Annotated in this window: 14 protein-coding genes; 9 read left to right on the forward strand and 5 right to left on the reverse strand. The window is 70.6% G+C overall.

The features are described from left to right. The first annotated feature begins 8 nt into the window (after positions 1 to 8). Genes MOX01_RS03305 through MOX01_RS03340 form a run of 8 tightly spaced genes read left to right on the forward strand, consistent with a single transcriptional unit; the run spans position 9 to position 8416 of the window. Positions 9 to 980: an ABC transporter permease gene (locus MOX01_RS03305; protein WP_046747453.1), complete on the forward strand. Its 972-nt coding sequence runs from the start codon at positions 9 to 11 to the stop codon at positions 978 to 980. Further along, on the forward strand, positions 977 to 1864 hold the full coding sequence (locus tag MOX01_RS03310; RefSeq protein ID WP_058631719.1) for an ABC transporter permease: 888 nt from the start codon (positions 977 to 979) through the stop codon (positions 1862 to 1864). Before MOX01_RS03305 ends, MOX01_RS03310 begins: the two co-directional genes overlap by 4 nt. Next, a complete protein-coding gene (gene murQ / locus MOX01_RS03315) occupies positions 1861 to 2766 on the forward strand; it encodes an N-acetylmuramic acid 6-phosphate etherase (RefSeq protein WP_141368360.1) in 906 nt (301 codons plus the stop codon). The genes MOX01_RS03310 and murQ overlap by 4 nt, the downstream gene beginning before the upstream one ends. Continuing rightward, a complete protein-coding gene (locus MOX01_RS03320; protein WP_141368362.1) occupies positions 2766 to 3956 on the forward strand; it encodes an anhydro-N-acetylmuramic acid kinase in 1191 nt (396 codons plus the stop codon). The genes murQ and MOX01_RS03320 overlap by 1 nt, the downstream gene beginning before the upstream one ends. Next, the gene (locus MOX01_RS03325; RefSeq protein WP_170224106.1) at positions 3953 to 4471 is read left to right on the forward strand and encodes a GNAT family N-acetyltransferase; all 519 of its coding nucleotides are present in this window, start codon (positions 3953 to 3955) and stop codon (positions 4469 to 4471) included. Before MOX01_RS03320 ends, MOX01_RS03325 begins: the two co-directional genes overlap by 4 nt. Further along, a complete protein-coding gene (locus MOX01_RS03330; RefSeq protein WP_141368366.1) occupies positions 4468 to 5667 on the forward strand; it encodes an enolase C-terminal domain-like protein in 1200 nt (399 codons plus the stop codon). Before MOX01_RS03325 ends, MOX01_RS03330 begins: the two co-directional genes overlap by 4 nt. Beyond that, on the forward strand, positions 5664 to 6791 hold the full coding sequence (locus MOX01_RS03335) for a serine hydrolase domain-containing protein (RefSeq protein ID WP_061015770.1): 1128 nt from the start codon (positions 5664 to 5666) through the stop codon (positions 6789 to 6791). Before MOX01_RS03330 ends, MOX01_RS03335 begins: the two co-directional genes overlap by 4 nt. Beyond that, a complete protein-coding gene (locus MOX01_RS03340) occupies positions 6788 to 8416 on the forward strand; it encodes an ABC transporter ATP-binding protein (RefSeq protein ID WP_141368368.1) in 1629 nt (542 codons plus the stop codon). Before MOX01_RS03335 ends, MOX01_RS03340 begins: the two co-directional genes overlap by 4 nt. A gap of 44 nt (positions 8417 to 8460) precedes the next feature. On the opposite strand, the gene MOX01_RS19065 is transcribed toward MOX01_RS03340, so the two are convergent. From MOX01_RS19065 to MOX01_RS03360, 5 genes are read right to left on the reverse strand one after another with little or no spacing between them, the layout of a single operon-like run. After that, positions 8461 to 8625: a hypothetical protein gene (locus tag MOX01_RS19065; RefSeq protein WP_170224108.1), complete on the reverse strand. Its 165-nt coding sequence runs from the start codon at positions 8623 to 8625 to the stop codon at positions 8461 to 8463. After that, a complete protein-coding gene (locus MOX01_RS03345; protein ID WP_046747459.1) occupies positions 8622 to 9200 on the reverse strand; it encodes a YdeI/OmpD-associated family protein in 579 nt (192 codons plus the stop codon). Before MOX01_RS03345 ends, MOX01_RS19065 begins: the two co-directional genes overlap by 4 nt. Before the next feature lie 3 nt (positions 9201 to 9203). Further along, entirely contained in the window at positions 9204 to 10025 is an 822-nt protein-coding gene (locus MOX01_RS03350) for an HAD-IIA family hydrolase (protein ID WP_046747460.1), read from the reverse strand. 32 nt (positions 10026 to 10057) lie between these two features. After that, entirely contained in the window at positions 10058 to 10687 is a 630-nt protein-coding gene (locus MOX01_RS03355) for a metal-dependent transcriptional regulator (protein ID WP_046747461.1), read from the reverse strand. Positions 10688 to 10696: 9 nt separating this feature from the next. After that, entirely contained in the window at positions 10697 to 11353 is a 657-nt protein-coding gene (locus MOX01_RS03360) for a TetR/AcrR family transcriptional regulator (RefSeq protein ID WP_113681522.1), read from the reverse strand. An 81-nt stretch (positions 11354 to 11434) separates the two neighbouring features. On the opposite strand from MOX01_RS03360, the gene MOX01_RS03365 reads away from it, so the two are divergent. Continuing rightward, positions 11435 to 13048, forward strand: a complete 1614-nt coding sequence (locus tag MOX01_RS03365) for an amidohydrolase (RefSeq protein ID WP_141368370.1) — start codon at positions 11435 to 11437, stop codon at positions 13046 to 13048. Positions 13049 to 13063 lie beyond the last annotated feature (15 nt).

Below are 13063 nucleotides of genomic sequence, written 5' to 3' on the forward strand. Positions count from 1 at the left end.
ACACGCGCATGTTCAGACAGCTCCTCCGCAACAGCGTGCTGCGACGCATCCTCGCAGCCCTCGGCACGCTCCTCGGCGTCGCCATCTTCGTCTTCCTGATGCTGCGCGCCATCCCCGGCGACCAGATCAGCTCCGGCCTCGGCACCGAGGCAGCCGCGCTCACGCCCTCGCAGCGCGCCGCCCTCGAGGCGTACTACGGCCTCGACCAGCCGCTCATCGTGCAGTTCTTCTCCTGGCTCGGCAACATCTTCACGGGCAACCTCGGATTCTCCTCCCGGGCACAGACGAGCGTCCTCGACCTCACGGCCGCAGCCCTGCCCGTGACGTTCGAGCTCGCGATCATCTCGATCGTGATCGCGCTGGCCATCGGCATCCCGCTCGGCATGCTCTCCGCCTCGAAGCCCGACTCGTTCCGCGACGGCGTCGGACAGGTGGTGGGTCTCGCCGGTCTCTCGATCCCCGCGTTCCTGCTCGGCACCGCGTTGCTCGCCATCCTCGCCCAGTCGTTCGGATTCAACCCCAACGGGCAGGCGTACGCGACGCTCTTCGAGGACCCGCTGCTGAACCTGCAGCAGATGCTGCTGCCCTCGATCGTGCTCGGCTTCGGCATCGCCGCGCCGATCATGCGCACGACCCGCACCGCGGTGCTCGAGATCCGCTCCAACGACTTCATCCGCACCGCCAGGGCGAAGGGCGTGCCCCCGCGTCGACTGCAGGTGCGCCATGTGCTCGGCAATGCCCTGGTGCCGATCGTCACGATGACCGGTCTGCAGTTCGGCTACCTCCTCGGAGGTGCGGTCGTGGTGGAGCAGATCTTCTCGCTCCCCGGCATCGGACGCCAGGTGCTGCTGGGCATCCAGCAGAAGGAGTACGCGCTCGTGCAGAGCACCGTGCTCGTGATCGCCCTCGCATTCGTCATCGTCAACCTGCTCACCGACCTGCTCTACCGGGTCATCGATCCTCGGGTGCGTGCCGCATGACCGACATCTCTCAGACTCCGACCATCGCGCCCGGCGGCGGGCGCACCATGGAGCGCGTGCGTCTCCTGCTGCGCAGCCGCAGCGGTCTCGCCGGCCTCATCATCGTCGTGCTGCTCGCGGTGCTGAGCCTCGTCTCGGCGTTCGGCCTGCTGCCGTTCGATCCGCTCGCGCAGGATCCGCCGTCCCGTCTGCAGCCGCCGTCCGCCGTGCATTGGTTCGGCACCGACCAGTTCGGCCGTGACGTGTTCTCGCGCGTCGCAGCCGGCGTCGCCAACTCGGCGCTCATCTCCGTGGTCGCCGTGGCGTTCGCGACCGTCGTCGGCACGGTCTGCGGACTCATCGCCGGGTTCTACCGCGGGTTCTCCGACGGGGCGATCACCGCGATCACCAACGTGCTGTTCGCCTTCCCGCCGCTGCTGCTCGCCCTGTCGCTGGCGTCCGTGTTCGACCGCAACTGGTTCACCATCGCCGTGGCCATCGCGATCGTCTACGTGCCGATCTTCATCCGCGTCACGCGCGGACCCGTGCTGTCGCTGCGCGAGGTGGAGTATGTCAAGGCGGCCAAGAGCACGGGGCAGAGCCGCATGGCCACCATGTTCCGACACGTGCTGCCGAACATCACCTCGATCATCATCGTGCAGGTCACCCTCTCCCTCTCGTGGGCTGTGCTGACCGAGGCCTCGCTGAGCTTCCTCGGACTCGGCACGCCGCCGCCGGCGCCCTCGCTCGGGTCGATGATCTTCGAGGCGCGGACGCTCGTCACGATCGCCCCGTGGACGATGATCGCGCCGGGCGTGATCGTCGTGCTCCTCGTCGTCGGTCTGAACCTGCTCGGCGACGGCCTGCGCGACAGCCTCGACCCTCGGAACAGAGGAAAGCGATGACCATGGAGGATCTCGGCGCCCTGGCCACCGAGGCCAGCGACCCCCGTTACGCGGAGCTCGACCGGATGAGCGTCGCCGAGCTCGCGCAGACCATGAACGAGGCGGATGCCACGGTGCCGGCCGCGGTGCAACGCGCTCTGCCGCAGATCGTGCCGGCGATCGAGGCGACGGCCGCCCGCATGGCGCAGGGCGGACGCCTGGTCTACGTCGGCGCAGGAACTCCCGGTCGCATCGGCGTGCTCGATGCCTCCGAGTGCCCGCCCACGTTCAGCACCCCGCCTGAGCTCGTGTTCGCGATCATGGCCGGCGGTCCGGGTGCGATCGTGAACCCGGTCGAGGGTGCGGAAGACGACGCGGAGGCGGGAGCTGCGGCCATCGACGCGGCGGGGATCGGTCCGCTCGACACCGTGGTCGGCATCGCCTCCAGCGGACGCACGCCGTACGTGATCGCGGCAGTGCGCCGGGCACGCGAGCGCGGAGCGCTCAGCATCGGCCTTTCGTGCAACGTCGACACCGCGCTGAGTGCCGCCGCCGAACACGGCATCGAGGTCGAGGTCGGTCCGGAGGTGCTCTCCGGCTCCACCCGTCTCAAGTCGGGTACCGCGCAGAAGCTCGTGCTCAACATGTTCTCGACCATCTCGATGGTCCGGAACGGCAAGGCCTACGGCAACCTGATGGTGGATGTGAAGGCCACCAACCACAAGCTGCGCGAGAGGGCGATCCGGATGGTGCAGACCATCGCGGACGTCGACCGCCCCGCCGCCGTCGCCGCCCTCGAGGCCGCGGCCTACGACGTGAAGCTCGCGTCGATCATGATCCGCCGCGGTGAGGACCTCGCCGCGGCCACCGCACGACTGGACGCGGCCGATGGTCGGCTGCGCACCGCACTGGAGGAGAACTGATGCGCGTCCTCGGACTGATCTCCGGCACCTCGCACGACGGGATCGATGCCGCCGTCGTCGACTTCACGACCAGCGGAGGGTTCACCGACCACGGCGTGGATCTGCGCGGGAGAGTGCTCGCGGCGACGAGCGTGCCCTACGCGCCCGAGCTGCGGGCACGGCTGATCGCGGCACTGCCGCCGGCGCAGACCACCCTTGCCGAGGTCGCCGAGCTCGACACGCTCATCGGCCAGGCGTTCGCCGAGGTCGCCGCCGACATCGCCGCAGAGGTCGGCGGCGTCGATGCGGTCTGTTCGCACGGTCAGACCGTGTACCACTGGGTCGACGGCGCCCACGCGCTCGGCACCCTGCAGATCGGTCAGCCCGCCTGGATCGCCGAGAAGGTCGGCGTGCCCGTGGTATCCGACATCCGCATCCGCGACATCACCGCGGGCGGACACGGAGCTCCGCTGGTGTCGTTCCTGGACGAGCTGCTGCTGCGCGGCCGCGCCGGCGTCTCGGCGGCGCTGAACCTGGGTGGCATCTCGAACATGACCGTGGTGCGGCCCGACGGCCTGGTCGCCTATGACATCGGACCGGCGAACGCACTGGTCGACGCGGTCATCGTGGAGCACGGCCTCAATCCGCTCGGCTACGACGACGACGCCGCGATCGCCCGCACCGGACAGGTCGATGAGGCGCTCCTGGCCGCGCTGCTCGACGACCCGTACTACGCGCTCACTCCGCCGAAGAGCACCGGCAAGGAGCACTTCCACCTCGGCTACGTGCACGAGCACCTGGCAGCGCAGGGCCGCGAGATCGCGGTCGCCGATGTCGTGCGCACGCTCACCGAGCTGACCGTGCGCACCGTCGCGCGCGACGTGGAAGCCGCCGGGATCGGATTCCTCGCCGTGTCAGGTGGCGGCTGCCGCAACCCGCTGATCCTCGAGGGGCTGCGCGCCGCGCTCCCCGGGACCGAGGTCGTGCTGGCGGACGAGCTGGGGGCTGCGGCCGACAGCAAGGAGGCGATCCTCCTGGCGCTGATCGGCTGGTCCACGATGCACGGCGTGCCCGCGATCGTCCCCGGCGGCACGGGAGCGCGCGAGCCCCGGATCCTCGGCACCATCACGCCGGGCGTCGGCCCGCTGCAGATGCCGGAGCCCGTCGCCGCCATCGACTCCCTCGTGCTCACGGAGGCCCCGGCATCGTGAGTCTCCAGGTGCGCCCCGCCACCCCGGATGACCTGTCCGGGGTGCTCGGCGTGTTCCTCGCCTGTTGGCGGGAGAGCTATCGCGGCGTGCTCTCGGATGCGGCGATCTATGCGATGACCGACGAGCGGGCGGAAGCGCTGTGGGGTCGGGTGCTCGCCGACCCGCGGGGCGTCGTGCTGCTGGCCGAACGCGAGGGCGAGATCGTCGGGATCACCCGCTACGCCGCCCCCACCGGTGATGACACCACCGCAGACGACGACCGTGTGGACGGGGCCGTGCACTCGCTGTACGTCTCGCCCCGAGCCCACGGCGGCGGGATCGGCGGCGCACTGCTGGCACGCGCGTCCGACGACCTGAGGGCGGCGGGGGCCGAGGCGGCGACGCTCTGGGTGTTCGCGGCCAATGCCCCCTCGATCGGGTTCTACGAGTCGAAGGGCTGGCACGCAGACGGGGCCACCCGCACGCAGCCGGAGTTCGGCGAGCCGGAGCAGCGTATGCGCAAGGAGTGGGCATGAGTGCGGGATCGAACGCCGTGGTGGGTCTCCGCGTGCTCCGGGTCTCGTCGCCCCTGGTGCGCCCCTTCGTCACGGCCGTGCGCCGCACCGACCACCTCGACGTCGTGCTCGTCGAGGTCACGGATGCCGACGGTCGCCACGGATACGGGGAGGCCGCCACGAGCTGGCGTGTCACGGGGGAGAGCCCGCCGAGCGTGGCCGCTGCCGTGGCGGGGCCGCTCTCCGAGGTCGTCCTCGGCCGTCGCGCCGATGACGCAGGGATCGCAGCCGACATCGCACGGTCCGTCTGGGGCAATGCCGCCGCCCGCAGCGCGATCGAGTGCGCCGTCGCCGACCTCGCCGCCCGGCAGCGGGGATCGTCGCTCGTTGCCGACCTCTCTCGCAGCCCCGCTGCCGCGCACAACTCCTCAAGACCGTCGCGCATCCGCACCGACATGACCCTGTCCGCGGGGGAGCCGTCGGCGTTGGCGCTGCTTTCCGAGGAACACGTCACCGCGGGCTTCGGCTGCCTCAAGATCAAGGCCTCCGCCGCGCACGACACCGTCGCCGGACTCCGTGCCGTCCGTGCCGCGGTCGGGCCCGAGATCACGCTGCGCGTCGACGCGAACCAGGCCTGGAACGCCGAGACGGCGATCCGCATCATCCGTGCCGGAGAGGACGCGGGGCTCGGGGTCGAGCTGGTCGAGCAGCCGGTCGCCGCGCACGACCTGGACGCGCTCGCCGCCGTGACCGACGCGGTGGACACCCCGATCATGGCCGACGAGTCGGTGCGTACGGCGCGCGATGTGCGTCGGATCTCCGACCGCGGTGCCGCCGACCTCGTGAACATCAAGCTCGCCAAGACCGGCGGTCTCGCCGAGGCGCTCGCTGCCGCTGAGGCGGCGCGTGCGGCCGGGCTCGGCCTCGTGATCGGCTGCATGATGGAGTCGCACGTCGGAGTGAGCGCCGCCGCCCATCTCGCGGCCGCCGTCGCCCCGGATGTCGTGCACGATCTGGACGCGGCGTTCTGGCTGCAGAGCTCGCCGGTGACCGGCGGAGTCGCGCTGACCCGGGATGAGCTCGATCTCGGCATCGAACTCGGCATCGACCTCGGCATCGAACTCGGCAGGGGGAACGGCATCGGCGTCACGGGTCTCGTCGCCGAAGAGTCGGAGATCCTCCTCGACCTCTCCGCGGGAGCAGGGGTGAGTGCATGAGCGCCGACGCAGCGGTCTCCGTGGTCCTGGCCGCACCCTCCGCCCCGCGCGGCGTCGTCGCGGGTGTCATCACGGACGCCGGGCGCGATGTCGCCGCCGGCGGTCTGGCCGACCTCGCCGGGACCGCCATGACCACCGGCACCGCCTTCGACATCGCCTCGGTGTCGAAGGTCGCCGCGACCACCACCGCGGTCCTCCGGCTGGTCAGCGGCGGCGAGCTGGGCTTCGACGACCCGGTCGACCGCTTCGTCCCCGGCACCGCCTGCGCGCCCGGGACGACCGTCCGCCACCTGCTGCAGCACCGTGCCGGTCTCTGGGAGTGGCAGCCGCTGTACCTCGACCGCGAGCATGCCGGGGATCCGGCGAGGGCGATCGACGCGATCCCGCTCCGATACGCCCTCGACGAAGGTCGACACTACTCCGACCTGGGGTTCATGCTGCTCGGTCGAATCATCGCCGCGATCGCCGGACAGCCCCTGGACGCCGCAGTGCAGGAACTCGTCACCGCGCCGCTCGGTCTCGCCCGCACCGGCTACGGTCCCGTCGGTCAGCCCGTCGCCTCCTCCGCTGTCGGCGATGCCGCCGAGCGCCGGATGGTCGCGACCGGAGTGCCGTACCCCGTGCTCACCGCGGACACCGACTTCGCCTGGCGCACCGACGAGATCAGCGGTGTCGTGAACGACGGGAACTGCTTCCACGCCCTCGGTGGCGTGTCCGGGCATGCGGGGTTCTTCAGCACCGCCGACGACCTGTTGACCCTCGGTGCCGCGCTCGCCGCACCCGAACGGCACCCGGAGCTCTGGGAGCCGGATGCCGTGGCCGAGCTGTTCCGAGACGGCCCCGACACCGGCCAGGCGCTGGGGTGGCGCAGCGACACGGTGGCCGTCGCCGGTCGGCCCACCCGGATGCTCTGGCATCCCGGCTTCACCGGATGCGCGCTCGGGATCGTGCCGGGGACCGGTACGTCCGCGGTGCTGCTGACCAACCGACTCTTCGCCTCCGAACCCGTGCCGACCGAGACGCTGTGGCGCGCAGCGCTCCCCGCGCTCCTGCCCGGCGGCACCGATCCCGGCAACAACGCTTCTGACAACGCTTTCGACACTGAAGGAACGAGTACCCCATGAGCACCACCGAGCCCGTGCTGAGCATCAGCGGCCTCGCCGTCGCCTTCCGGACCGGTTCCGAGCTGGTCACCGCGGTCAGCGACGTCACCATCGACATCGCCGCAGGTGAGACCGTCGCGGTCGTGGGGGAGTCGGGGTCGGGCAAGTCGACCACTGCGGCCGCGGTCAACCGTCTGCTGCCGGAGAACGGCGTGATCACGGCCGGCAGCATCCGCTTCGACGGTCGTGAGCTGACCGATCTGCCCGAGAACGCGATGATCTCGCTGAGGGGCGCCGGGATCGGGCTCGTGCCGCAGGATCCGATGTCGAACCTCAACCCGCTCATGCGCGTGGGCGAGCAGATCGGCGAAGCGCTCGAGGTGCACGGGTACACGCGCGGCGACGCCACCAAGGCACGGGTCGTCGAGCTGCTGGAGATGGTGGGGATCGCCGATGCCGCGCAGCGCGCGCACCAGTATCCGCACGAGTTCTCCGGCGGCATGCGTCAGCGTGTCCTGATCGCGATGGGCCTGGCCTGCAAGCCGCGCCTGCTGATCGCCGACGAGCCCACCTCCGCGCTCGACGTGACCGTGCAGCGCCGCATCCTCGACCAGCTCGATTCGCTCACCGACGAACTCGGCACTGCGGTCTTCCTGATCACGCACGACCTGGCCCTCGCCGCCGAGCGCGCCGACCGCATCGTGGTGATGTTCCGCGGTCGTGTGGTCGAGGAGGGCACCTCCGCCCAGGTGCTCGGCGCCCCGCAGCACGAGTACACCAAGCAGCTGCTCGCCGCGGCTCCGAGCCTCGCCTCGCACCGTGACGCCCTGCCGCAGCGCGAGACCTCAACGGGTACGCCGTTCGTCGAGATCCGCGACCTCCGCAAGGAGTTCGCCCTGCGCGCGCCCAAGCCGGGGGAGCCCGAGACGTTCACCGCCGTCGACGGGGTCAGCTTCGAGATCCGCCGCGGCACGACGGTCTCGATCGTGGGCGAGTCGGGATCCGGCAAGTCGACCACGGGGAACATGGTGCTCGGCCTCGAGGATGCCACGTCGGGGTCGATCCTGTTCGACGGGCTCGACCTGACCACGCTCCGGCGCAAAGAGCTGTTCGCCCTGCGCCGTCGCGTGCAGCCCGTGTTCCAGAACCCCTACGCCTCGCTCGACCCGCGTTACACGGTCGAGCAGTCGATCGCCGAGCCCCTGCGCGTGCACCGCATCGGCACCGCGGCCACCCGGCACTCGCGCGTGCTCGAGCTGCTCGAGCAGGTGGCCCTGCCCGCGGCCATGGCCGAACGACTGCCGCATGAGCTCTCCGGAGGGCAGCGTCAGCGCGTGGCGATCGCCCGGGCACTCGCGCTCGAACCCGAGCTGGTGGTGCTGGACGAGGCGGTGTCGGCCCTCGACGTGCTGGTGCAGGCGCAGATCCTCGACCTGCTCGCCGACCTGCAGAAGCGGCTCGGGCTCAGCTACCTCTTCATCAGCCACGACCTCGCGGTGGTGCGCATGATCTCCGACGAGGTGCACGTCATGCAGCGCGGTGTCGTGGTCGAGAGCGGCACCCCCGAGCGCATCTTCGACGCCCCGCAGCACCCGTACACGCGAGAGCTCCTCGCCGCGATCCCCGGGGCGTCTCTGGCGTCCTGATCGCGCTCGGTCGTCGACCACCGCCGTCGTCGACGACCGCAGGTTCAGCGCTTGCGGTCGTCGTCGTCCCAGGGGCCTTCCCACCAGCCGGCGCGGTCGTCGTCGCCGCGGCCGCGCCGACGGGAGCGGACGAACTGCACGATGAAGACCGTCAGCGTCGACAGCAGGATCACGAACATCACGAGGAACAGCAGGTCGCTCTGGTTCATGGGCGTCTCCCTTCCGCAGCGTCCGCCACGATCTTGGCGATGCGCGCCGCCCGGGTCTCCGGTCTCTTGGCCATCGCGATGTGGGTGAGTCCGAACTTCTTCACCGACTTCGGGAATGCGTCCCAGTTCGCGCGCGCGACGGGCAGAGCATCGAGCGCGGTGGTGAGTTCGTCCGGCTCGATACCCGCCTCCGGTCCGTCGAGCACGGTCCACGAGCCGTTCGCCTTCGCCGTCTCCAGCGCTCGGATGCCGGCGGGTGCGAGCATTCCTGCCGCTTCCAGTTCGGCGATGCGCGCCTTGTTGGTGGCCGCCCACCCGCTGCCGGGACGCCGCGGCGAGAACCACTGCCCGTTGGCGCGGTCGTCCGTCCCGTCGCCGAACACGCGCACGGGGCCGTCGATCCATCCGAAGCAGAGCGCCTGACGGACGGCATCCTCGTAGCCGACGCCGTCCGACGCCCCGCGCACGCTCAGCAGCCAGACCCCCGCCGTGCGCTCGTGATTCTCCTCGAGCCAGGCGCGCCACGCCGCCGCATCAGCGGCCCGGAACCGTTCCCCCTCGTCCAGCGCGCCCACGGGCTACTTCTTCGTCTTGCCCGGCTTCACCGTCGTGATCGTCTCGGTGATCCGCGGCAGCAGGTCGGCCACCGACTGCACGATCTCGTCGGGGCGGAACGGGTACTTCTCGATCTCGGCCTGGTCGCTGATCCCGGTGAGCACCAGCACGGTGTGCAGGCCCGCCTCGATGCCGGCGACGACGTCGGTGTCCATGCGGTCGCCGATCATGCCCGTTCGCTTCGAGTGCGCGCCGATCTTGTTCAGCGCCGAGCGGAACATCATGGGGTTCGGCTTGCCGACGACGTAGGGCTCCTTGCCCGTGGCCTTCGTGATGAGGGCGGCGATGGCTCCGGTGGCCGGCAGCGGACCGTCGGTGCTCGGCCCCGTGGCGTCGGGGTTCGTCACGATGAAGCGTGCGCCGCCGATGATGAGCCGGATCGCCTTCGTGATCGCCTCGAAGGAGTAGTTGCGCGTCTCGCCGACCACCACGAAGTCCGGGTTCGTCTCGGTCATGATGAAGCCGGCGTCGTGCAGGGCGGTGAGGATGCCGGCCTCGCCGATCACGAAGGCCGAGCCGCCGGGGAGCTGCTGCTTCAGGAAGTCGGCTGTCGCGAGCGCCGAGGTCCAGATGCGCTCCTCCGGCACATGCAGGCCGCTGATGCGCAGGCGTGCGGACAGGTCGCGTGCGGTGAAGATCGAGTTGTTGGTGAGCACCAGGTACGGGATGCCGGCGCTCTCCCATCCGGCGAGCAGTTCGGATGCTCCGGGGATGGCGTCGTTCTCATGGACGAGCACGCCGTCCATGTCGGTGAGCCAGCATTCGATGTCGTCACGTTTTGCCATGTGCACAGCCTAGGGGCCGCACCTTTCCGGCGTCAGGCCGTGAGCCAGATCGCGTCGGCGGCGTGCGCGACCTCGGCCTCCGCGCCGCCGACGGAGAAGCCGCCGTCGGTCACCTCGACCTCGACGCCCACGGCGATCCCGGCAGCTTCGACGGCGCGGAGCACCTCGGGGTCCTGGTCGCTCACCCGCAGCACGCGGCCGACGTGTCCGACAGGGGCATCGGCGAGCAGCACGAACGGAGCGCGTTCGATGCGGCCCTCGGCGTCCGGGATCGCGTCGCCGTGCGGGTCGAAGCGGGGGCGTCCCAGGCGCGCATCGATGCCCTCCAGCAGCCGGTCGCTGATGGTGTGCTCGAGCACCTCGGCCTCGTCGTGCACCTCGTCCCAGCCGTAGTCGAACTCCTGCACCAGCCAGGTCTCGACCAGGCGGTGCCGGCGCACCATGGCCAGCGCGCGCTTCGTCCCTGCCTCGGTCAATCGCACCGCTCCGTAGGGCACGTGCGAGACGAGTCCGGCGGCGGCGAGCTTCTTCACCATCTCGGTGACCGACGATGGCGCGATGCCGAGCTTCGCGGCCAGCACCGAGGGGGTGATCGGTGCGTCCTGCCACTCGGTATGCGCGTAGACGGTCTTCAGATAGTCGTCAGCTGCAGGGGATGCCACCCGCCCAGCCTACGTGGTGCTCTCGCGCGCCCATGCGGTGAGTCCGTGGATGAGCGCCCGCACACCGATCTCGAACGTGCGGCGGGCGGGGTCGGTGCTGAGCCGGGCCCTGGCGGCCTCGGCCTCGGCGAAGGTCGGGAACTGCGGGGCGAGCTCTCCCGGTGCCATGTTGTCGGCGGGGGCGAGGGCGTCCAGCGCGGAGCCGATGATGAACGACTCCAGTGCCACGATGGCGTCCACGATGGTCTCGGTGGGCCACTCGTCGTGCGCGAGCAGGCGTGCGATCTGGTCGTAGTCGGCGAACGAGCCTTCGTCGGCATCGATCGGCGAGGTGGCGAGCATCACCATGGCCTCCGGTGCGGCGATCGCGGCGTCGCGGTAGCTGTGCGCCCAGGTGAGCAGTGCGTCCTCGACGGGCAGCTCGTGGAGGACGGGGGAGACGAGCGCACGGCTGACCTGCCCGCGCATGGCCCGGATCACGGCGTCCCGGTTTGCGAAGTGGTGATAGAGCGCGGAGGTGCGCACGCCGAGCGATTCCGCGAGTGCGGTCATGGTGAACTGTCGCGGCGTGCGCTGGGCGCTCAGCCGGAACGCGGCCTTGAGGATGCGCTCCTCGGTGAGCACCTGGGTCGACGGCCGCCCGACGCTGCGCGGAGATTTCGTCATCGTGCTCGATTCTGCTCAGGTGTCTGGTATTTTATTGAAACTCTTTCAATACTGAACTCTTCAACGGACGAAGGCACAGTCATGACCGGTTTCGACGCCGACACCATTGTCACCGGCGCACGCGTGGTGACGATGGACCCGCGCCGCCCGTTCGCCACAGCCTTCGCCGTGCGCGAAGGGCGCTTCCTCGCGGTCGGGGACGATGCGCTGGTCCGAGAGCTGCGCGGACCTCGCACCCGCGTACGCGATCTCGGTGGAGCGGCCGTCACGCCTGGCCTCATCGACGCGCACCTGCATCCGATCCAGGGGATCGAGCTGACGGCGGGCATCGACCTCGGCGGTCTGACCACCGGGGCGGCGCTGCTCGCCGCCCTTCGCGTCGAGGCCGACCGCGCGCTCGCCGAAGATGCGGACCCGTGGGTGCGCGGCTGGAATCTCGACTACGACGTGTTCCACGACCTGCCGATGACCGCCGCCGCGATCGAGGACGCGGTGCGCGGACTCCCGGCGCTGCTCATCGTGTTCGACGGGCACACCGCTCTCGCCAGCCGCGCCGGCCTGGCCCGGGCGGGCATCACCGGCGCACGCGCGTTCGAGGATTCGTCGTGCGTGGTCGTCGATGCCGACGGCCACCCCACAGGGGAGCTGCGCGAACTCGGCGCCTACGAGCCGGTACGTCTGAGCGCGCCCGCCCGGACCCGTGAGCAGACCCTTGCCATCGGGCACGACCTGCTGCGCGGACTGCGCGACTCCGGACTCACCGGCGGCACGATCATGGACGGCGGCTTCGCCACGCTCGATCTGCTCGATGCTCTGGAGCAGGGTCCGGGTCTTCCCGTCCGCATCGTCTCGGCGATCGACCACGAGCCCGGCTTCGACGAGGAACGGACGATCGAGAACCTGCGGATGCGGGACCGACGCGGCGAGCGCTGGCGGGGCGGATCGGTCAAGCTCTACGCCGACGGCGTGGTCGAGACGGGGACCGCCTGGCTGCACGCGCCCGATTCCGCCGGCGAGGGACTGGAGCCGTTCTGGAAGGACGTGGCCGCGTACGGCCGCACCGTGCGCCGATACACCGAGGCCGGGTTCCAGGTCGCGACGCACGCGATCGGCGACCGGGCGGTGGGCGAGGTCGTCGACGCGTACCTCGCGGCCGGCGTACGCAGCGCTTCCGGCGCCCCGCATCGTATCGAGCACCTCGAGACGACGACCGACCGCGATGTCGCTCGCATCGCCGCCGCCGGGATCACCGCCTCGATGCAGCCCCTGCACATGCAGTGGCGCAAGGCGGACGGCTCGGACGACTGGTCGCACCGGCTCGGACCCGAGCGTGCCGCGCGCGCGTGGCGGGTGCGCGACTACTGGGATGCGGGAGCCCCTCTCGCCCTCGGGTCGGACTGGCCCATCGCGCAGAACGATGCTCGTATCGGCCTCGCATGGTCGATGCTGCGCCGACGGCCCGGTGACCCTGATGCGCCCGTGTTCGAGCCCGACCAGGTGCTCACCCCGTACCAGGCGCTGCACGGCTACACCGTGGGCGCCGCCCTGGCTCAGGGAGATGCCGACCTCGGCCGCATCGCCCCGGGGTTCAAGGCCGACTACGCCGTGTGGGCGGAGAACCCGCTGCACGTCTCCCCGGACGACCTCCCCGACCTTCCCGTACAGGGGACGGTCGTCGGCGGCGTCGAGCCCTGACCCCGGCTCGCCGCT

Origin of the sequence: Microbacterium oxydans (genome assembly GCF_006540085.1) — a bacterium.
GTDB classification, from domain to species: Bacteria; Actinomycetota; Actinomycetes; order Actinomycetales; family Microbacteriaceae; genus Microbacterium; species Microbacterium oxydans.